Origin of the sequence: Rhodococcus sp. IEGM 1330 (genome assembly GCF_033142445.1) — a bacterium.
Taxonomy (GTDB): domain Bacteria; phylum Actinomycetota; class Actinomycetes; order Mycobacteriales; family Mycobacteriaceae; genus Rhodococcoides.
Genome location: NZ_JAWLSB010000001.1, coordinates 527,289 through 548,029 on the forward strand (window position 1 = coordinate 527,289; position 20,741 = coordinate 548,029).

The 20,741-nt window shown below is 64.9% G+C and carries 16 protein-coding genes; 15 read left to right on the top strand and 1 reads right to left on the bottom strand.

Annotated features, from left to right (window positions below; all coding sequences use genetic code 11):
• The first annotated feature begins 1 nt into the window (after position 1).
• The 12 genes from R4P57_RS02360 to secA all read left to right on the top strand — a co-directional run bounded on the left by R4P57_RS02360 (position 2) and on the right by secA (position 16,696).
• Positions 2 to 1,144, top strand: a complete 1,143-nt coding sequence (locus R4P57_RS02360) for a tobH protein (RefSeq protein ID WP_317801305.1) — start codon at positions 2 to 4, stop codon at positions 1,142 to 1,144.
• Positions 1,144 to 2,373 (top strand): mannose-6-phosphate isomerase, class I, encoded by a 1,230-nt coding sequence (gene manA / locus R4P57_RS02365; protein ID WP_317801306.1) that lies wholly within the window; start codon positions 1,144 to 1,146, stop codon positions 2,371 to 2,373. The genes R4P57_RS02360 and manA overlap by 1 nt, the downstream gene beginning before the upstream one ends.
• Positions 2,374 to 2,520: 147 nt before the next feature.
• Entirely contained in the window at positions 2,521 to 4,038 is a 1,518-nt protein-coding gene (locus tag R4P57_RS02370) for an amino acid permease (protein WP_317801307.1), read from the top strand.
• Between the two features lie 151 nt (positions 4,039 to 4,189).
• On the top strand, positions 4,190 to 5,410 hold the full coding sequence (locus R4P57_RS02375) for an alkane 1-monooxygenase (protein ID WP_317801308.1): 1,221 nt from the start codon (positions 4,190 to 4,192) through the stop codon (positions 5,408 to 5,410).
• A 123-nt stretch (positions 5,411 to 5,533) separates the two neighbouring features.
• Positions 5,534 to 7,018: an adenosylhomocysteinase gene (gene ahcY, locus R4P57_RS02380; protein WP_317801309.1), complete on the top strand. Its 1,485-nt coding sequence runs from the start codon at positions 5,534 to 5,536 to the stop codon at positions 7,016 to 7,018.
• An 11-nt stretch (positions 7,019 to 7,029) separates the two neighbouring features.
• Positions 7,030 to 7,695 carry a dTMP kinase gene (locus R4P57_RS02385; protein ID WP_317801310.1) on the top strand — a complete coding sequence of 222 codons (666 nt, stop codon included), beginning with the start codon at positions 7,030 to 7,032 and terminating at the stop codon, positions 7,693 to 7,695.
• 4 nt (positions 7,696 to 7,699) lie between these two features.
• Complete coding sequence (gene mtrA / locus R4P57_RS02390; protein WP_027496508.1) at positions 7,700 to 8,377, top strand: MtrAB system response regulator MtrA; 678 nt, start codon at positions 7,700 to 7,702, stop codon at positions 8,375 to 8,377.
• Positions 8,374 to 10,089, top strand: coding sequence for an MtrAB system histidine kinase MtrB (gene mtrB, locus R4P57_RS02395; RefSeq protein ID WP_317801311.1), 1,716 nt, complete (start codon positions 8,374 to 8,376; stop codon positions 10,087 to 10,089). Before mtrA ends, mtrB begins: the two co-directional genes overlap by 4 nt.
• A 35-nt stretch (positions 10,090 to 10,124) precedes the next feature.
• Positions 10,125 to 11,867, top strand: coding sequence for an MtrAB system accessory lipoprotein LpqB (lpqB, locus tag R4P57_RS02400; RefSeq protein ID WP_317801671.1), 1,743 nt, complete (start codon positions 10,125 to 10,127; stop codon positions 11,865 to 11,867).
• A gap of 47 nt (positions 11,868 to 11,914) precedes the next feature.
• Positions 11,915 to 12,598: a ComF family protein gene (locus R4P57_RS02405; protein ID WP_317801312.1), complete on the top strand. Its 684-nt coding sequence runs from the start codon at positions 11,915 to 11,917 to the stop codon at positions 12,596 to 12,598.
• Between the two features lie 200 nt (positions 12,599 to 12,798).
• Positions 12,799 to 13,467, top strand: coding sequence for a ribosome hibernation-promoting factor, HPF/YfiA family (hpf, locus tag R4P57_RS02410; RefSeq protein WP_094614258.1), 669 nt, complete (start codon positions 12,799 to 12,801; stop codon positions 13,465 to 13,467).
• 307 nt (positions 13,468 to 13,774) lie between these two features.
• Complete coding sequence (secA, locus tag R4P57_RS02415) at positions 13,775 to 16,696, top strand: preprotein translocase subunit SecA (RefSeq protein WP_317801313.1); 2,922 nt, start codon at positions 13,775 to 13,777, stop codon at positions 16,694 to 16,696.
• 35 nt (positions 16,697 to 16,731) lie between these two features.
• Here the strand turns inward: secA and R4P57_RS02420 are convergent, their stop codons facing one another.
• Positions 16,732 to 17,307, bottom strand: a complete 576-nt coding sequence (locus R4P57_RS02420) for an Rv3235 family protein (protein ID WP_317801314.1) — start codon at positions 17,305 to 17,307, stop codon at positions 16,732 to 16,734.
• Between the two features lie 185 nt (positions 17,308 to 17,492).
• On the opposite strand from R4P57_RS02420, the gene R4P57_RS02425 reads away from it, so the two are divergent.
• The 3 genes from R4P57_RS02425 to R4P57_RS02435 all read left to right on the top strand — a co-directional run bounded on the left by R4P57_RS02425 (position 17,493) and on the right by R4P57_RS02435 (position 20,714).
• On the top strand, positions 17,493 to 18,938 hold the full coding sequence (locus R4P57_RS02425; protein ID WP_121872529.1) for a WS/DGAT/MGAT family O-acyltransferase: 1,446 nt from the start codon (positions 17,493 to 17,495) through the stop codon (positions 18,936 to 18,938).
• Positions 18,939 to 18,949: 11 nt separating this feature from the next.
• Entirely contained in the window at positions 18,950 to 19,474 is a 525-nt protein-coding gene (locus R4P57_RS02430) for a DUF6912 family protein (protein ID WP_317801315.1), read from the top strand.
• A 124-nt stretch (positions 19,475 to 19,598) separates the two neighbouring features.
• Positions 19,599 to 20,714: a ferredoxin reductase gene (locus R4P57_RS02435; protein WP_317801316.1), complete on the top strand. Its 1,116-nt coding sequence runs from the start codon at positions 19,599 to 19,601 to the stop codon at positions 20,712 to 20,714.
• Positions 20,715 to 20,741: the final 27 nt, after the last annotated feature.

Genomic DNA, 20,741 nt, shown 5'->3' on the forward strand with positions numbered 1-20,741 from the left:
CATGACGGCAGTGTCGTCTCTGGTCGATCTCGACGATTCGGATGCTCTCATCGCAGCCGATCGTGAGGGCTCCCTGCGCAGTGCAGCGCTGGCGGGCGCACAAGTGCGTGCCGTCGCTACCGCAGTCGACGAATCGGTCCTCGCCCGGTTGGCCGATCTGCGTCCCCGGAGCGTTGTGATCGTCACCGGCGACGGGCGGAGCAGTCGGGCGGCATCCCTGCTCGTCGCCGCGCTCGGCGATCGCCTCGGGGTCCCTCTGGTGCGAAGCACCGGAACTCCGCCGTGGATCGGCCCACTCGACGTGGTGGTGGTGGCAGGCGACGACGCCGGGGATCCACGACTGGCCGAGTCGGTGGACGCGGCAGCTCGGCGCGGTGCCGAAGTCGTGGTGGTTGCCCCCGAGGAAGGGCCTCTGCGTGCCGTCCGGGGGGCCAGAGTCATGTGGCTGCCGCCGCGAATCGCAGTTCGTGACCACAATGCCCTGATGCGCTACCTCGCGGCGTTCGTGGCGGTACTCGGGGCGGTTGCCGGCGGATCGTGGAAGACGTTGCTGCCCAATTTGTCTCGTCTTGCGGACCTGCTCGACGCGGAGGCGATACGAAACAGCCCGTCCAACGAGATGTTCCACAATCCGGCCAAGGCCCTCGCCAGTGGGTTGAACGGTCGGCGGGTGGTTCTGACCGGGGGCAGTCCCGCCGCAGTCGAGGTAGCTCGGCACGGCAGTGAGGTGCTGCTGCGCGTGGCGGGTGTCGTCGTCGGTGCCGGGGAGCTGGGCGACGTCATTGCCGCATCCATTCGGGCGTCCGTCGTCGAATCGTCCCGCACGCCACAGACATTCGACTCGTTCTTTCACGACGAGCAGCTCGACGGACCACCGCCGGCGCTGCCGATGCGCGTCGTCGTGGTGGCCTCGGACGCCGATCGCGTGATGACCGAACGACGAATCGCCGGAGTTCCGGAGTCGGAGTTGTTGCTCGCCGATTCGAGTGAGGTGCTGTTCGGCGGCGAGCGCGCGAGATCCGAATTCGACAACCCCGCACCGGCACCGGATCCGGCTAGACTTTCGATGCTCGACACGATGTCCGTGTTGGCGACGCGGTTGGACACCACTGCCGCGTATCTGCTGTTGATGGGCGGTAGCTAGTGCAGCTCTTGCGAGGCGCGGTTCGGTCCTACGCATGGGGTTCTCGAACCGCACTGGCTCGGATTCAAGGTCGCCCGGTGCCGTCCGATCATCCCGAGGCAGAGATCTGGCTCGGCGCTCACCCGGCCGACTCCGCGCACGTGGTGCACGAGGGCGGCACTACACCACTGCTCACGCTGATCGATGGCGATCCGGGCACTCACCTGGGTGGCTCTGCGCAGCACTACGAGTCGCGCCTGCCGTACCTGCTGAAGCTGCTTGCCGCAGAAGAGCCGTTGTCTCTGCAGGCGCATCCGAGCAGTGCTCAGGCCCGTGAAGGTTTTGCGCGCGAGAACGCCGCGGGTGTCCCCATCGACTCTCCCGTACGCAACTACCGGGATCCGAACCACAAGCCCGAACTGATCGTCGCGCTCACGGAGTTCGAGGCGTTGGCGGGCTTCCGGCGGCCCACCGACACCGTCGAACTGCTCGACGCGTTGGCCGTCCCCGCCCTGGGTGGGTATCGAACCCTGCTGGCCGCCCAGCCCGATGCTTCCGGGCTGCGCACCGTGTTCACTTCGTGGATCACGCTGCCCGGGCAGGCTTTGGACGACATCTTGCCTGCCGTCGCCCAGGGATGCATCGACTATCTTTCCGGTCCCGCACGCACGGACGGTGGACGATTCGCCGCCGAGGCCAGAACTCTGCTCGAGCTCGGGGAGTCGTACCCCGGTGACGCCGGAGTGCTCGCGGCGTTGCTGCTCAATCGGGTGACACTGACTCCCGGCCAGGGGCTGTACCTCGACGCCGGAAATCTACACGCGTATCTGCGCGGTACCGGTGTGGAGATCATGGCGAACTCCGACAACGTGCTGCGTGGCGGACTGACTCCCAAACACGTCGACGTCCCGGAACTGTTGCGCGTGCTGGACTTCGAGCCGGCCGACATCTCGCCCATCACCCCGGGTATCGACGATCGACCGACCTACGTGTATTCGACGCCTGCACCCGAATTCGCGCTGAGCCGGACTGCGGTTGCGGCGGGGGAGACGGTCGCCGTTCCCGGCTCCGGCCCGAGAATTCTGTTGTGCACGAGTGGGACCGTGGTGGCCGGTACGAAAGGCCGACAAGTCGGGCTGACGGTGCTGCAGGGCAGCTCTGCCTGGATATCCGCTGCCGACGAATCCGTCACTGTGACCGCCGATTCGGGCGAGGCCGAGGTGTTCGTGGCCTCCGTGGGCCGCCTGTAGATCGCGTGTTCGCGGCGTCCGCCGATTCGAACCGCGCGATTGTGCAAATCGGTTGCCCGAAGGCAATAATCTGATGCCACAGTGAATCGAAGTGACGGATGTGTTCGGTGATCCGTCACCGATGCGAAGTGGCGATACGGAGACCCGATGACCAGAGCAGCCCGGCCCGCGAAGACCCCACGCACGACGGGTTGGTTCCGGACCAAATCGATCGAGCAGTCGATCAAGGACACCGACGAGCCGGATACCAAACTCCGGAAGGAACTCGGTTCCTGGGACCTGACCGTGTTCGGCGTCGCCGTCGCAGTCGGGGCCGGCATCTTCACCCTGACCGCGCGGACCGCCGGAAACGTTGCCGGCCCGGCTGTGTCGTTGGCCTTCGTGCTCGCGGCGATCGCCTGCGGCCTCGCGGCGCTGTGTTACGCCGAGTTCGCGTCAACCGTGCCCGTGGCCGGAAGCGCGTACACGTTCTCCTACGCGGCCTTCGGTGAGTTCATCGCCTGGATCATCGGATGGGATCTGATCCTCGAGTTCGGTCTCGCAGCTGCCGTGGTGGCGAAGGCATGGTCTCTCTATCTGGGCGATCTGCTCGGTACTTCCGCTCCGGTACTCGAGATCGGCTCACTGAACTTCGATTGGGGTGCACTGCTGATCGTGGTGGTGCTGACGGTGCTGATCGCGTCGGGTACCAAGTTGTCCTCGCGGGTGTCGTTGGTGATCACCGCGATCAAGGTGATCGTCGTCCTGTTCGTGGTCGTACTCGGAGCCTTCTACATCAAGGTCGCGAACTACGACCCCTACATTCCGCCGTCGGAACCGGGCTCCACGGGCGAGGGACTGCATCAGTCGCTGTTCTCGTTCGTCACCGGAGCAGGCGGCAGCACGTTCGGTGCCTACGGATTGCTGGCAGCAGCGTCTCTGGTGTTCTTCGCATTCATCGGATTCGACGTGGTGGCAACGACCGCCGAAGAGACCAAGGAACCGCAGAAGGCACTCCCACGAGGAATCCTCGGATCGCTCGCGATCGTCACCGTGCTGTACGTGGCCGTCACTTTGGTTCTGACCGGGATGGTCAAGTACACCGATCTGGCCGGTGACAGTTCCACGCTGGCGACGGCATTCGAGCTGAACGGGTTGACCTGGGCCAAGAACATCATCTCGTTCGGCGCACTCGCCGGTCTGACGACCGTGGTGATGGTGTTGATGCTCGGGCAGACCCGGGTGCTCTTCGCGATGTCGCGAGACGGACTGGTGCCGCGGGCATTGGCACACACCGGAAAGAAGGGCACGCCGGTCCGGACGACGATTCTGGTCGGTGTCATCGTGGGCCTGCTCGCCGCGTTCGTTCCGCTCGGCACGCTCGAGGAAATGGTGAACATCGGCACGCTGTTCGCATTCGTGCTGGTCTCTGCCGGGGTTCTCGTACTGCGCAGAACTCGCCCCGACCTCCAGCGTGGTTTCCGCGTTCCGTGGGTTCCGTTGGTGCCGATCCTCGCGGTCCTCGCGTGCCTGTGGTTGATGCTGAACCTGTCGGTCGAAACATGGCTGCGTTTCCTGGTCTGGATGGCCGCCGGTGTCGTCATCTACGTCGTGTACAGCAGACGGCACTCGGTGATGGGACTGCGGGAAGCCGAGAAAATTCGTACCGAGAAGTCGGAGCGCTGACCCGGCATCGGCGACGCGTGTGCGCCGACTTACGTCCTGACCAGGGACTTCTGGTTGAATTCAGATAGCTTCACATCGAACCGCTGGAATGTTATACCCTCGAAAACAGACTTGGAGGACTCAAAAAGTTCGATGAGAGGGTGTTGCGACAATGAGTGTGGACGGCCGAATTCCTTCGTTGGAGGGTTCGGGTGTCGCTGTCGGGGGGCGGGATTCGAAGGCCAGTGAACGGTCGGTTCGCTGGCAGGACAACAAACGTTATCTATGGATGCTGGGGCTGTTGGCCCCGGCGTCGGCATTGCTGCCGTCGCAGTTGGTCTACTGGACAGGCATGCCGCTGTTCTGGTGGAGCGGCGTGCTGGTGTTCTTCGTGATCATTCCGGTGATCGATCTGATCGCAGGCGAGGACGGGCACAACCCGGATGCCTCGGCCAGCGAAAAGCTGCAGAACGACCGGTACTACCGGTGGTGTACGTACCTCTTCCTGCCCGTTCAGTTCGTCGGACTCTTCGTCGCATGCTGGATGTGGGCGTACGGCAATCTGAACGTGGTGGACAAGATCGGCCTCGCGGTGACGGTGGGGCTGGTGGCAGGCACCGGTATCAATGCCGCCCACGAACTGGGCCATCGCATCGAGCAGCACGAGCGGTGGTTGGCCAAGATCGCCCTGTCCCAGACGCTGTACGGGCACTTCTTCGTCGAACACAATCGCGGACACCACGTTCGAGTGGCGACGCCCGACGACCCCGCGAGCGCACGACTCGGCGAGAGCGTCTGGAGCTTCGTGCCGCGCAGCACGATCCTCGGCCTCGCCTCCGCATGGAAGCTCGAGGCGCAGCGACTTCGCCGCAAGGGCCGTTCGGTCGCCAGCCCGACCAATGCCCTTCTGCATACGTGGCTGCTCAGCGTCGTTCTGTTCGGCTCACTGCTGATCGTCTTCGGGTGGTCCATCGCGCCGTACCTTCTGGTGCAGGCCATAGTCGGATTCGTCCTGCTCGAGATGGTGAATTACGTGGAGCACTACGCCCTGCTCCGCGAAACGAACGATCGAGGCAGATACGTTCGGTGCTCGCCCCGCCACAGCTGGAACAGCGACAGAATCTGCACCAACATATTCCTGTACCACCTGCAACGACACAGCGACCACCACGCCAATCCAGGCAAGCGCTATCAGACCCTGCTCTCCTGCGACGAGGCTCCGCAGTTGCCCGCCGGCTACGCATCGATGGTGATACTCGCCGCAATTCCGCCGCTGTGGCGTCGGGTGATGGACCCGCGGGTATCGGCGCACTACCAGGGAGATATCGCCCGTGCGAACATCCTGCCCCGCAAACGGGCTCGAATCCTGGCGCGAGCCGGACGAAACGGATAGAGCGGGTTCTCGACAATCGGTTGTTTTCGCAGTTTCCACTCCTGCGCGCTCGGGCAGAAGGTAGCGCCGCCGCGCGGACCCGATAGCCTGGACCACAGATACTCAGTCAACAGGAGAGGCAAGATGACGACCTCAGTTACGTCAGGATCGGCACTCACCGCGGATCGCCGCGGTGGAATCGACTTCAAGGTCGCAGACCTGTCGCTCGCGGAATTCGGCCGCAAAGAGATTCGGCTCGCCGAGCACGAAATGCCCGGATTGATCGCACTGCGACGCGAATACGGGGAAGTGCAGCCCCTCAAGGGGGCCCGGGTTTCGGGATCGCTGCACATGACCGTGCAGACCGCCGTCTTGATCGAGACCTTGGTGGCGCTCGGTGCCGAGGTCCGTTGGGCATCGTGCAACATTTTCTCCACGCAGGATCACGCTGCTGCAGCAGTGGTCGTCGGACCTTACGGCTCCGTCGAAGAGCCCAAGGGCGTCCCGGTCTTCGCGTGGAAGGAAGAATCGCTCGAAGAGTACTGGTGGGCGGCCGAGCAGATGCTGACCTGGCCGGGGGAGCCGGCCAACATGATTCTCGACGACGGCGGTGACGCCACGATGCTGGTGTTGCGCGGCGCGCAGTTCGAGAAGGCAGGCGTCGTTCCACCGACCGACGATGATCACGACTCGGACGAGTACAAGGTGTTCCTCGGTCTGCTGCGTCGCTCGCTCGAGGCCTCGACCACCAAATGGACCGAGATCGCGTCGTCGATCAAGGGTGTCACCGAGGAGACCACCACCGGTGTGCTTCGGCTGTACCAGTTCGCTGCCGCCGGAGAGCTCGCCTTCCCGGCCATCAACGTCAACGACTCCGTCACCAAGAGCAAGTTCGACAACAAGTACGGCACCCGTCACTCGCTGATCGACGGCATCAACCGTGGCACCGACGTGCTCATCGGCGGCAAGGCAATTCTGGTGTGCGGCTACGGCGACGTCGGCAAGGGTTGCGCCGAGGCGCTCAAGGGGCAGGGCGCGCGCGTCACCGTCACCGAGGCAGACCCGATCAACGCTTTGCAGGCGCTGATGGACGGTTACGACGTCCGCACGGTCGACGAGTTCATCGAGCAGGCCGACATCGTCATCACCTCGACCGGCAACCTGTCGATCATCACCTTCGAGCACATGCGCAAGATGAAGCATCAGGCGATCCTGGGCAACATCGGTCACTTCGACAACGAGATCGATATGGCCGGCCTCGAGAAGGCAGCGGACGTCACGCGGATCAAGATCAAGCCGCAGGTCGACGAATGGCAGTTCAAGGACGGTCACTCGATCATCGTGTTGTCCGAGGGACGCCTGCTCAATCTCGGCAACGCGACCGGTCACCCGTCGTTCGTGATGAGCAACAGCTTCTCCAACCAGGTCATTGCCCAGATCGAGCTGTGGACCAAGCCGGACGAGTACGACAACGAGGTCTACCGCCTGCCCAAGCACCTCGACGAGAAGGTTGCTCGCATCCACGTCGAAGCGCTCGGTGGCTCGATCACCAAGCTCACCAAGGAGCAGGCAGAGTACATCGGCGTCGACGTCGAGGGCCCGTACAAGCCCGAGCACTACCGCTACTGACCGGTCCGGCAGTGGGAAAACTGTTCGTCATCGAAGGAGTCGACGGCGCGGGCAAGAACACGCTCGCCCGTCGGCTCGTTTCGGCGTGGGAACGTGACGGCCTGTCGGTCGAGCGCATCGGGTTTCCCCGGTACGACCGGTCGGTGCACGCCGATCTGGCGGCTGAGGCGTTGCACGGCGAACACGGTGACACCGCGGGCAGCGTGCACGCGATGGCCTTGTTGTTCGCGCTCGATCGCCGGGACGCGGGCGATGAGATCCGAAAGTTGCTCTCGGACAACGATATCGTTCTACTCGATCGGTACGTGGCGTCCAATGCCGCCTATACCGCGGCTCGGCTAGAGCAGTCCGCCGACGGCGAGGCCGTGGAATGGATCAGGTCGCTCGAATTCGACCGATTCGGGGTGCCCGTTCCCGACGTCCAAATTCTCCTCGACGTCCCGGTGGCGCTCGCCGCCGAGCGTGCTGCGGCCCGTGAGAGTGCGGACTCCGCTCGCACCCGGGATGTCTACGAGCGGGACAGCTCACTGCAGAGCCGAACCTCGGCTGCCTACGGCAGGCTCGCTGCCTCGCACTGGGTGTCGCCGTGGCGGGTCGTCACCGCCGACGTCGATCCCGATCGACTCGCCGCCGACATGTTCAATCAGCCATCAGGCGTTCGGAAAGTGACACCATAGGACCATGAAGCCTCGGATTCTGGTTGTGGACGACGATTCGGCTCTGGCGGAGATGCTCACCATCGTGTTGCGCGGTGAGGGATTCGAGCCCTTCGTGGTCGGCGACGGCACTCAAGCACTGGCGGCCGTGCGCGAGAACCGGCCGGACCTGGTGCTGCTGGATCTGATGCTTCCCGGCATGAACGGCATCGACGTCTGCCGTGTCCTGCGTGCCGATTCGGGCGTGCCGATCGTCATGCTGACGGCCAAGACCGACACGGTCGATGTCGTCCTGGGTCTCGAGTCCGGTGCGGACGACTACATCATGAAGCCCTTCAAGCCGAAGGAACTGGTCGCTCGGGTGCGCGCGCGCCTGCGCAGGACCGAGGACGAACCCGCCGAACTGCTGTCCATCGCAGATATCGTCATCGACGTGCCGGCCCACAAGGTCAGTCGCGGCGACGAACTCGTCTCCCTCACCCCACTCGAGTTCGATCTGCTCGTGGCGTTGGCGCGCAAGCCGCGACAGGTGTTCACCCGAGAGGTGTTGCTCGAACAGGTCTGGGGCTACCGCCATGCGGCCGACACCCGACTGGTCAACGTGCACGTGCAGCGCCTGCGCGCCAAGGTCGAGAAAGATCCCGAGAACCCCGAGGTGGTGTTGACCGTGAGGGGGGTCGGCTACAAGGCCGGACCGCCGTGATCCGTTTCTCCCATTCTCGGCGGCGAATCAACGGCAAGTTCTCTCCCGTACTGCGTTGGTTCCGTTCGCTGAGTACGTCGCTCGGCCATGCCTGGCGGCGATCTCTACAGCTGCGCGTCGTCGTGTCGACGCTGACTCTGTCCCTGGTGGTCATCCTCATCCTCGGGGTGGTGTTGACCAGTCAGATCACCGATCGACTACTCGAAGCGAAGCTGTCCGCCGCTACCGAGGAACTCGACCGTTCGCGGACCACCGTCGAGGGCAACCTTGCTGGAGCCGACGATTCGAGCGGGCTCGCGACGCGCCTCGAACGCGCCAGGGCGGCACTGACCAATCAGGACCTCGACGCCGCGTCGACCACTGGGTCGGCGGGATCGTTCGATCCGGTCCTGATCGTGGAAGGCGACGCCACCCGCGCGGAGGCCTCGGTCGGTCCGGTCGATCAGATTCCGAACAGCCTGCGCGACTTCGTCAAGAAGGGCCTGATCAGTTCGCAATATGCGACGGTGACCGACAGTGACGGCGGATACAGCGGCTCTGCGCTGATCATGGGATCTCCCACCGGATCCGACATCTCGGCTCTGCAGCTCTATCTCATCTTCCCGTTGGCCAGCGAGGATCGCACGCTCTCGCTCGTGCGCGGCACGTTGTTCATCGGCGCAGTGGTGCTGCTGGTACTGCTCGCGGCGATTGCGATGCTCGTCGCACGTCAGGTGGTCTTGCCCATTCGTTCGGCGTCGAGGATCGCGGTGCGGTTCGCCGACGGCAGGCTCAAGGAGCGCATGCCGGTCCGCGGCGAGGACGACATGGCCAGACTCGCGATGTCGTTCAACGAAATGGCAGAGAGCCTGTCCAAGCAGATCACCCAGCTCGAAGAATTCGGTAACCTGCAGCGCCGATTCACCTCCGACGTGAGCCACGAACTGCGCACCCCGCTCACCACAGTTCGGATGGCCGCAGACCTCATTCACGACGCCAGCGACGACCTGGAGCCCGCACTCAAGAGATCCTCGGAGCTGCTGGTCAACGAGCTCGATCGGTTCGAGACCCTGCTCGGTGACCTCCTCGAGATCAGCCGCCACGACGCGGGCGTCGCCGAACTGGCCGCCGAACAGCTCGACCTGCGCATGTGCGCCCGAGCGGCAGTGTCGACCGTGCGGCACCTGGCGCGCGAGACCGGCACCGAAGTGATCGTCGACATGCCCGAGACCGCAGTGATCGCCGAGGTCGACCCGCGACGGGTGGAACGGATTCTGCGCAATCTGCTGGCCAACGCACTCGACCACGGCGAAGGCAAGCCGGTCCTGCTGCGGCTGCGCTCGGACGCCGACGCGGCGGCATTCGTGGTCCGCGATCAGGGAGTCGGTCTGCGACCGGGAGAAGAGAAGCTGGTGTTCAACCGGTTCTGGCGCTCGGATCCCTCCCGAGTTCGACGATCCGGCGGCACCGGCCTCGGGCTGGCGATCAGCGTCGAGGACGCCCGCCTGCACGACGGTAAGCTCGAAGCGTGGGGAGCACTGGGCGAAGGCGCGTGTTTCCGACTCACCCTGCCGCTCGTGCGCGGGCACAAGGTGATCGGATCCCCACTGCCCCTCAAACCCAGCACCAAGAAATTCGCACAAGGACAACCGATTCCCGCGATCACCGCTTCGAAGACATCCGCGCCGAAGACATCTGCGCCGAGGACGTCCGCGTCGGAGCCCGCGACGTGATCTTCTCGTGTCGTCGCAGCACCCGAGTGCTGGCGATGTGCGCGCTCGTCATCGCCCTCGTGGGCGGGTGCGCCAGCCTTCCCGAGTCGTCCAGCCCTCAGGCCATCGGCACCTTGACCGCCGGTGCCGTGCCCACCAGTGCTCCGGCTCCCGAGCCGGGACGCGAGCCCGATCGCTTGCTGGACGACTTCTTCGAGGCCAGCGCCGTCTCTGCCAACAGGCACCAGGCCGCCCGGCAGTTTCTCACCGAGGAGGCGTCGGGAACCTGGGACGACGGCGCACGTACGGTCGTGGCGGACCGGATCGACACGCTGTCCGGTCCACGAACTGCAGATACCGCGCAGTTCACGATCCGATCGACGACGGCCGGCATGCTGGCCTCCGGTGGCGAATACCAGGCCGGCTCGGACACCTTCGACGCCGCGATAGAGATGGCGCGAGTGGACGGTCAGTGGCGGATCTCGAAACTGCCGCCCGGCGTCGTCATCGATCGGTCCGCGTTTCTGAACACCTATCAGCAGCGATCGCTCTACTTCGTCGATCCGCTCGGTGGCGTACTCGTGCCCGATGTGCGGTGGACCAGCGGATCGCAGGACCAGCTCGCCAACCAGCTCGTACAGCTGCTCATCGACGGCCCCAAGTCTGCGTTGTCGGCCGCGGTGAGCAACGAACTGTCCGACGATGTGAGTATTCGCGGGCCCATCACCAAGGCCGACGGTCAGACCGCACAGGTGGGGGTGGGACTCGGTGGCATCAAGATCGACTTCGGCGGCCTGCAGAACAAAGGTGACCGCGACCGCGAACTGCTTGCCGCTCAGGTGATCTGGACGCTCGCCTCGGCCGAGGTGGCAGGGCCGTACGTGTTGCTCGCCGACGGCCAACCCATCGACACGACCAAGCCCGACGGGTGGACCACCGCAGGCGTCGACTCCTTCGATCCGTTGGGCAGCACCGACGACAGCGTCGGACTGCATGCACTCGCGTCCGGCACATTGCTTCGCGTCGACGAGGCGGAGACCACTCCCGCTCCCGGGTACTTCGGGCAGGCGCGCAACCTGCGCTCGGTGGCGCTGTCCAACGACGGCACGCTCGTGGCCGGCGTCGCGGACACCGGACGGCCTTCCCCTGCGCCGTCGAGCACGCTCATGGTCGGCAGCTACGACGGCGGTGCGTTCCCCGTGGCCGAGGGGCAATCGATCACGCGGCCCACCTGGGGGGCCGACGACAACGCGGCGTGGGCGGTGATCGACGGCACCAACGTCATCCGAGCCGCCCGCGATCCCTCGACCGGCCAGGTATCGGTGATACCGGTCGAGGCCACCGCCGTCACGACACTCGGCAACCGGATCACCGAACTGCGACTGGCCCGAGACGGAGTGCGAGCGGCGCTCATCGTCGACGGCGTCGTGTACGTGGCAACGGTGGTGCGCGAGCCCTCGGGTGTGTACTCCCTGACCGAACCCAGGGCCGTGGCCATCGGACTCGGTAGCGACGCCACGAGTTTGGACTGGAGTACCGGCGACACCATCGTGATCGCGCGGGTCGCCACCGACACACCGGTGGTCCAGGTGACCGTCGATGGATCCCGGATGGACGCGCTGCCCTCACGCAACCTGACCACTCCGGTGTTGGCGGTCGATGCCTCGCCGGAAACGGAGTACGTGGCCGATGCACGGGCCGTGTTCGCCCTCAACAACACCGATCCGGTCGGCGACCGGTACTGGCGCGAGGTCACCGGATTGGCCGGAGTGAAAGCAGTGCCGATTCTGCCCGGCTGACGTCGGCCGCAGACGTCTGTCAGTGGGCCCGGGCAGACTCCGCATCCATGCGGACGCTCCTCGATCTGGTTCTGCCCCTCGAGTGCGCCGGGTGCAGCGTGCCGGGGGAGCACTGGTGCGGCGCGTGTTCTCTGGCCCTGTTCGTCCCGCCTGTCGCCGTTCGGCCACGAGTCGATCCCGGTGTGCCGTGCTGGTCCCTTGGTACGTACAGCGGGCCGCGCCGCAGTGGTGTGATCGCTCTGAAGGAGCGAGGTCGCCGGTCGGTGGCCCGGCCTTTCGGGCGAGCGCTCGCCGAGGCCGTCGGACATCTACGCGACGCAGGTGAGATCGATCCACCCGAGCTGAGTTCGCTGATTCTGATCTGCGCGCCGTCTCGGGCTCGTGCGGCGCGCGCTCGCGGGGGCGATCCCGTTCTGCGATGCGCTCGAATCGCTGCCGAACAGCTGTCACCGGAGCGAGTGCTCGTTCCGGAGTTGCTCCGCATGACCGGTGGAGTCCGTGATTCGGTCGGACTGTCGGCCGGGCAACGTCAGCACAACGTGGCGGGTCGGATCGAGGCCGTCGGGGTGGCTCGTCCGCGAGCCGACGCACGCGTGACGGGGTCGGCGGACTTCACCGTTCTGCTGATCGACGACGTGGTCACCACCGGCGCGACGTTGGCCGAATCGGCAAGAGTGCTAACCGATTTCGGAGTGCCGGTGGCCGGCGCACTGGTGGTGGCGAGTGCGTGACGGCGAGGTGTGGGGACACGCCGACAACCAATTCGGGGTGAACGGTGGCACACGAGTCGATGACCGACTAACGTCGCGGACACGCACCGACTGGACCAGATGTGAGGTGATGCCCCGGACTTTGATGCCGGAAGGTTCCCCATTCGGCATGCACACTTGCCACGTCCAACAGTGGGCGTGGCCGATATCGGGAGGTACGCGTGACGACCCCTTCACAAGCCTCGGTTTTCTTCGACGAGAAGCCCTCGGAAGAACCCGCCAAGAGCAATGCGGACGTCGTGGTCAAGGGCCGCAACGTCGAGATACCGGATCATTTCCGGATATATGTCTCCGAGAAATTGGCTCGCCTCGAGCGCTTCGATCCCTCCATCTACCTGTTCGACGTCGAACTGCAGCACGAACGAAATCGCCGCCAGGCCAAGGCATGTCAACGCGTGGAGATCACCGCGAAGGGCAAGGGCCCGGTCGTTCGAGCCGAAGCGTGTGCCGACAGTTTCTATGCCGCACTCGAAGCGGTGACGTCGAAGCTCGAGAGCAGACTCCGGCGCACCAAGGACCGTCGCAAGGTCCACTACGGCGAGAAGAGGCCCGTTTCCGTCGCCGAGGCCACTGCCGAACTCGCCGAGGACGACACGCTGGCACTCGATCCCGAGACGAAACTCGACTCGTTCGAGGACGACCAGAGCGGTCCGGGGCACATCGTGCGAACGAAGATCCACTCGGCTGCACCGATGAGCGTCGACGACGCACTGTACGAAATGGAACTCGTCGGCCACGATTTCTTCTTGTTCCACGACAGCGCAAGCGATCGCCCCTCGGTCGTGTACCGACGGCACGCCTTCGATTACGGCTTGATCAGACTCACCTGACCGGACCGCTCGGGACGGCTCTGTTCGTTCGCCGTCCGTGAAATCTTTTCACCGCTGCAGGCTCGACACCGGAGACTCGATCCCCACGTCGAGCCTGCAGTGCTGTGTCGGTGTTGTCCGAATGGCCGACCGGCGATCTCCGACGACCGATAGTCGGGCTGCCGGGTTCGCAGCGACACCGCCTACCATGGACGCGTTCGGGTTACCCGTCGCGCAGAAGTCGTGGTGACGAACCCGTGAGCTCGTGCAGTATGCAGTGTTGTTCGTACCAGTACCCGTGAACCGAGGATCGAGGACGAGAAAGCCCGTGCCGTCGCTGTCGTTTTCCAAGCTGCTCCGTGTCGGTGAAGGTCGCATGGTCAAGCGGCTCAAGAGCATCGCCGACCACGTCTCGACCCTGTCTCCGGACGTCGAGAGCCTCTCCGATGACGAACTGCGCGGCAAGACCGCGGAGTTCAAGGAGAGGTACTCCGCCGGCGAGACCCTGGATCAGCTCCTGCCCGAGGCCTTCGCCGTGGCCCGTGAGGCGTCCTGGCGAGTGCTGTCGCAGCGGCACTTCGACGTTCAGGTCATGGGTGGGGCCGCCTTGCACTTCGGCAACATCGCCGAGATGAAGACCGGTGAGGGCAAGACACTGACGTGTGTTCTCCCCGCTTACCTCAACGCCATCTCCGGCGAGGGTGTGCACGTGGTGACGGTCAACGACTACCTCGCCAAGCGCGACTCGGAGTGGATGGGCCGCGTGCACCGTTTCCTCGGTCTCTCGGTCGACGTGATCCTCTCCGGCATGACCCCGGTGGAGCGCCGCGCCGCGTATGCCTCGGACATCACCTACGGCACCAACAACGAGTTCGGCTTCGACTACCTGCGCGACAACATGACGCACTCGCTCGACGACCTCGTCCAGCGCGGCCACAACTTCGCCGTCGTCGACGAGGTCGACTCCATCCTCATCGACGAGGCCCGCACGCCGCTGATCATCTCGGGACCGGCCGACGCGTCGAGCAAGTGGTACGGAGAGTTCGCCCGTATCGCGCCGATGCTCAAGGTCGACACCCACTACGAGGTCGACATCCGCAAGCGGACCATCGGTGTCCACGAGGCAGGCGTCGAACTGGTCGAGGATCAGCTCGGCATCGACAATCTGTACGAGGCAGCCAACTCACCTCTGGTGAACTACCTCAACAACGCGATCAAGGCCAAAGAGCTCTACACCAAGGACAAGGACTACATCGTCCGCGACGGCGAGGTCATCATCGTCGACGAGTTCACCGGCCGCATCCTGGTGGGACGCCGCTACAACGAGGGCATGCACCAGGCGATCGAGGCCAAGGAAAAGGTGGAGATCAAGGCCGAGAATCAGACCCTGGCCACGATCACCCTGCAGAACTACTTCCGCCTCTACGACAAGCTCTCGGGTATGACGGGTACCGCCGAGACCGAGGCCGCCGAGCTCCATCAGATCTACGGCCTCGGCGTCATTCCGATTCCGACGAATCGTCCGATGGTCCGCGTGGACAACGGCGACCTGATCTACAAGACGGAAGAGGCCAAGTTCGACGCCGTCGTCGACGACGTCGTCGAGCGGCACGAGAAGGGCCAGCCGGTCCTCATCGGCACGACGAGTGTCGAGCGCTCGGAGTACTTGTCGAAGCAGTTCACCAAGCGCGGCGTCGCGCACAACGTGTTGAACGCGAAGTTCCACGAGCAGGAGGCGACGATCATCGCCGAGGCGGGCCGGCAGGGCGCGGTGACCGTGGCCACCAACATGGCCGGTCGAGGCACCGACGTGGTGCTCGGCGGCAACCCGGACATCCTCGCCGACCTGCGGCTCCGGAAGCAGGGCTTGGACCCGGTCGAGACTCCCGAGGAGTACGAGGCTGCCTGGGAGCCTGCGCTGGAAGAGGTCAAGGCGCAGGTCAAGGCCGACGCCGATACCGTGCGCGAGGCGGGCGGGCTGTATGTGCTCGGTACCGAGCGACACGATTCGCGCCGTATCGACAACCAGCTTCGTGGCCGCTCCGGTCGTCAGGGTGATCCGGGCGAATCGCGTTTCTACCTCTCGCTCGGCGACGAACTGATGCGTCGATTCAACGGCGGCGCACTCGAGTCGATCATGACCAGGCTCAACCTGCCAGACGACGTCCCGATCGAAGCCAAGATGGTGTCCAAGGCCATCAAGAGTGCTCAGACGCAGGTCGAGCAGCAGAACTTCGAGATCCGCAAGAACGTTCTCAAGTACGACGAGGTGATGAACCAGCAGCGCACCGTCATCTACGAGGAGCGCCGCCGCATCCTCGAAGGTGCCGACATGGAGGGCCAGGTCGAGGGCATGATCACCGACGTGATCACCGCCTACGTCGACGGTGCCACCGTCGAGGGCTACGTCGAGGACTGGGATCTGGAACAGCTCTGGACTGCACTGAAGACTCTCTACCCGGTGGGAATCGACCACAAGGTGCTCGCCGGCGAGAACGAGGACGGCGAGAAGGGCGAGCTGAGCCGCGACGAATTGCGTGAGGCGCTGCTCGAGGACGCCCGATCTGCGTACGCCGGCCGCGAGGCCGAGATCGACGGTATCGCCGGCGAGAACGGAATGCGCGAACTCGAGCGTCGAGTTCTGCTGTCGGTACTCGATCGCAAGTGGCGCGAGCATCTCTACGAGATGGACTACCTCAAGGAAGGCATCGGCCTGCGCGCGATGGCGCAGCGCGACCCGCTGGTCGAATACCAGCGCGAGGGCTACGACATGTTCCAGGGCATGCTCGACGGCCTGAAGGAGGAGTCGGTCGGCTTCCTGTTCAACCTGCAGGTCGAGGCGACACCGGCTCCGACAGGGCCTGCGGCTTCGGCGGGTCTCGCCGTGGCTCCGGGACTGGCCTCTCCGGTGGGCTCCGGCCGCCCGGCAGCGATACCCGCTGCAGCACCCGCACCGACGGCACCTGCACCGACGGCTCCGGCACCGACGGCACCTGCACCGACGGCTCCTGCACCGGCCGCTCCTGCAGTGCCCTCGGCTCTGCGGGCGAAGGGTCTCGACGAGCAGGAAGAGCAGAGACTGACCTTCTCCGGTCCGGCCGAGGGTGGTGGCACTGCCGTTCGCCGATCCGGACCGTCCCCGTCCGGCAGCGAGTCCGCGGCCGAGGGCACCCGCCGCGAGCGTCGCGAAGCGGCGAGGACTCAGAGCAAGGCGCCGAAGAAGGCAGCTCGCTCCAAGCGCAAGAGGTAGTGGACGACGGTCGCGTCGCCACGGCGACGCGACCCTCAGCCCACTCGCAGCGACGTGACCGTCCATCCGGGGCGGCGCGGGTCGATAGCCAGCTCGATTCGGCCCGCGAAGGCGAACGTGCGCGGGCCGCGGGTGTAGGAGCCGAAGATCTCCGCGGAGATATCCGACTGATACGCCACATGTACTCGACGCACTGCAGCGAATCCGAGTCGTCTGCCCGGCGGCGGGTTCCGAACGATGGTCCGCACCAGGTCGATCATCGAGGCAGTGAACAACGGCGACAGCTGGTCTGCGCTACGTCGTCGATCGATCACCTCGATCATCATCCGCATCGCGCGGTCGGCACTCGAACGTGCATCAGCGGGCACCGGTGGCCGGCCGGGAGGCTCGATGCGCTGTCGAGAACGGTTGCTGCGCACAGATGGTCGGTGTCGGGCCGGCGGCGGTTCGGTGGCTGACGCCGGATCCCACGTGTGCACGGCACCGGAGCAGAGCGGCGGCTCGAACGGAGCGGCACGCGAGAGAAAGCAATGATGTTCGGCGCGGAGTCGGGGGCCCGGGGCCGACGTGTCCGCGATGTCCGGCGGATCGTTCGATTCGATGACGCTCACACCGACATTGACGGTCCGAGAGCGCGTTCGGTTCCCGTCGGAACCTTGGATCAGCCCGCGACACGGTCCTCGACCGACCCCGAGACCGACAATTGTCCGCCACGTACTCTAGGTTCGAGCACACTGCGCGCTCGGCCACAGGAATCGGCGCGTACTTCACGCGAGGACGGGGACTGGAACACGCGATGGCGACCAGGCTGACAGCGCAGGATGCGTCGTTCTACTTTCTCGAGGCCAGTAGCAGCCCTATGCACCTCGGCTCGCTCGCCATCTTCCGTACTCCGCGCAGTGGATTCAGCTACGACCGACTGCTGTCTTTGGTCGAGCAACGATTGGCATTGGTTCCCCGGTATCGGCAGAAGGTGCGTGAGGTCGCCTTCGGTCTGGCCAGGCCGGTATGGGTCGACGACGCGGATTTCGACATCACCTACCACATTCGCCGTTCGGCACTACCCAAGCCGGGTTCGGACGATCAGTTGCACGACCTGATCGCGCGGCTGACCTCGCGCCCACTCGATCGCACTCGGCCGCTGTGGGAGATGTACCTGGTCGAGGGGTTGTCGAAGAATCGCTTCGCCGTCTTCACCAAGTCCCACTCGGCGCTGGTCGACGGCGAGCACGCGCTCGACATCGGCCAGGTCATTCTGGATGCGAGCAAGAATCCGCCGCCGATGGCCGAGGAACTCTGGATGCCTGCGCGCGAGCCCAAGGATTCGGCTTTGGTCATCGATGCTCTGACCGAGTTGGTGGTCCGTCCTGGGGAGAGCGTCGAGGCGCTGCGCGGCGCGGTCCACGGGGCTGCCGGTGTCGCGGGTGAAGCCTTGCGGGCCGCAGCGAAGGTCGCGGCGGTGCTGCGGACCGCGACCCAGAGCGCACCGTCGAGTCCGCTGAACGCCCCGATCTCGCGAAACCGCAGATTCGCGGTGGCCAAGACCGAGCTCGCCGACTACCGCAGAATCCACAACAGGTTCGACTGCTCGATCAACGACGTGGTGCTCGCTGTCGTCACCGGAGCACTGCGTAATTGGTTGCTCTCTCGGGGCGAGCCCGTCACGGCCTCCTCGACGGTGCGGGCCATGGTGCCCATGTCGGTGTACGTCTCGGCCGATCGGGTCGGTTTCGGAGATGCGGCCGACCGGCCGGTCGAGCCGGCCGAGGAGGATCGAAGCGAGGTCTCGTCGTTTCTCGTCGATCTGCCCGTCGGTGAATCGAATGCCGTGGTGCGGCTCTCGCACATTGCGCACGCCACCGAGGCGCACGCCAAGCAGAGTCGCGGCGTCACCGCACAGACCCTGATGCGTATCTCCGGATTCGCGCCTGCGAGCCTGCACGCGATGGGCGCGCGAGCGGGCAGTCGGCTGTCTCAGCGGGTGTTCAATCTGATCGTCACCAACGCCCCAGGACCCCAGTTCCCGCTGTACGTGGGCGGTGCCCGCATGCTCGAGATGTATCCGGTTTCGCCGCTGTTCGAGAACCAGGCGATGAGCATCGGGTTGACGTCCTACGACGGCTACGTGTTCTTCGGGCTCAATGCAGATCGAGGTGCAATGCCCGACGTGGACGTCGTCACGGCGCTTCTGCACGAGGCACTGGAAGAGTTGGTCGACGCGAGTAACGAATCGAGAGTGTGAGGTCTTCTGCAATGCGTGTCTACGTTCCGGCGACGCTGGAGTTCTTGAAAGTGTTGTCGGCGGAGGGTGAGTTCAGCCCGGTCTCGCGCACGGCCTTTGCGGTGACACCGACACTGCGTGAGGCGTACTCGTCCGGCGACGACGAGGAGCTCTCCGAGGTGGCGATGGGGGAGGCCGCTCGGGCCTCTCTACGACTGATCGCCGCTGCAGTCGACGACGAGACCGACACCGGGACGGTCGCGGAAGGGGTGGTGTACCGGCGGGCGGTGATCGCGGCCGATGTCGACGATCCCACGCTGCGCCCCGATTTGGACGATGCCGTCGTCCGGCTGAAGGAACCGTTGCGGATGGATCAGGTCGCGTCGGTCCACGTCGATCTCGAAGGGGCCGAATTGGCGGTCGCCAAGGCCGTCGCTGCGGTCGATGCCGCGGACATGGGTGACGCCGACGCGGAGTTCGTGCTCGGAGACGCCGAGGATCACACCCTCGCGTGGTACGCCCCCCAGGAGTTGTCGTTTCTGCTCGAACTGCTGTGACTCTGCAGTGTTCGTTCGCGCACGATTCAGACCGGCACAGGTGTTCCCGAAGCCGAACCTACGGTAGCGTAACCTCGATGACCGCAAGCGGTTCAGTATCTCGATCGAGGGGATGGAACACCCGATGGATCTGAAGAAGTGGCTGGAGGCTCCGGCGGCCGGTGTATCGGCCCCCAAGCGTCCGAGACTGAACATGGTGCGTGGTGCCTTCACCCGCATCACCACTCCCTTGTTGCCCGACGACTACCTGCATCTGGCGAATCCTCTCTGGTCGGCACGCGAACTCCGCGGCCGCATCGTGCGAGTGGAGAAGGAAACCGCCACGGCGGTGACCCTGGTGATCCAGCCGGGTTGGGGCTTCAACTTCGACTACCGCCCCGGCCAGTACATCGGGATCGGGTTGCACCTCGGTGGGCGATGGCACTGGCGGTCCTACTCGTTGACCTCCCCACCGAACTGGGAAGACAAGCTGATCTCCATCACCGTCAAGGCGATGCCGGAAGGCTTCCTCTCCTCGCATCTCGTCGGCGGTGTGCCACAGGGAACCATCGTCCGGCTGGCGGCGCCGAAGGGCAACTTCGCGCTGCCCGTGCCGCCGCCGAACAAGATCTTGTTCGTCACGGCCGGCAGCGGCATCACCCCGATCATCTCGATGCTGCGGGCATTGGATCGGCACGGCGACATGCCCGACACCGTGCACATCCACTCGGCACCCACCGAGGACGAAGTCATGTTCGCCGCCGAGATCACCGCGCTGGAGAAGTCTCATACCAACTTCACCTCGCACGTGCAGCTGACGCGATCGGACGGCAAGTTCGCACTCGCCTCGCTCGACGAGCTCTATCCCGACTGGCGAACGCGCGACACCTGGGCGTGCGGCCCGGCCGCACTGCTCGAAGAGATCGAGAAGACCTGGAAGCGCGAGGGTATCGAGGACAGGCTTCATCTGGAGCGGTTCGAGATCTCGCGAGCCGACACCTCCGGTGCCGGCGGTACCGTCACGTTCTCCAAGTCGGACAAGAAAACCACCGTCGACGGTGCGACCAGTCTGCTCGAAGCCGGCGAGAACGTCGGCGTTCAGATGCCGTTCGGCTGCCGGATGGGTATCTGTCAGACGTGTGTGGTGCCGTTGACTTCGGGGCATGTGATCGATCTCCGTTCCGGTAAGGAACACAGCGAGGGCGACCGCGTCCAGACGTGTATTTCCGCTGCTGCGGGCGACTGCACATTGGAACTGTAGGTCTGTTTTCCGCACACTGCTTTCTCA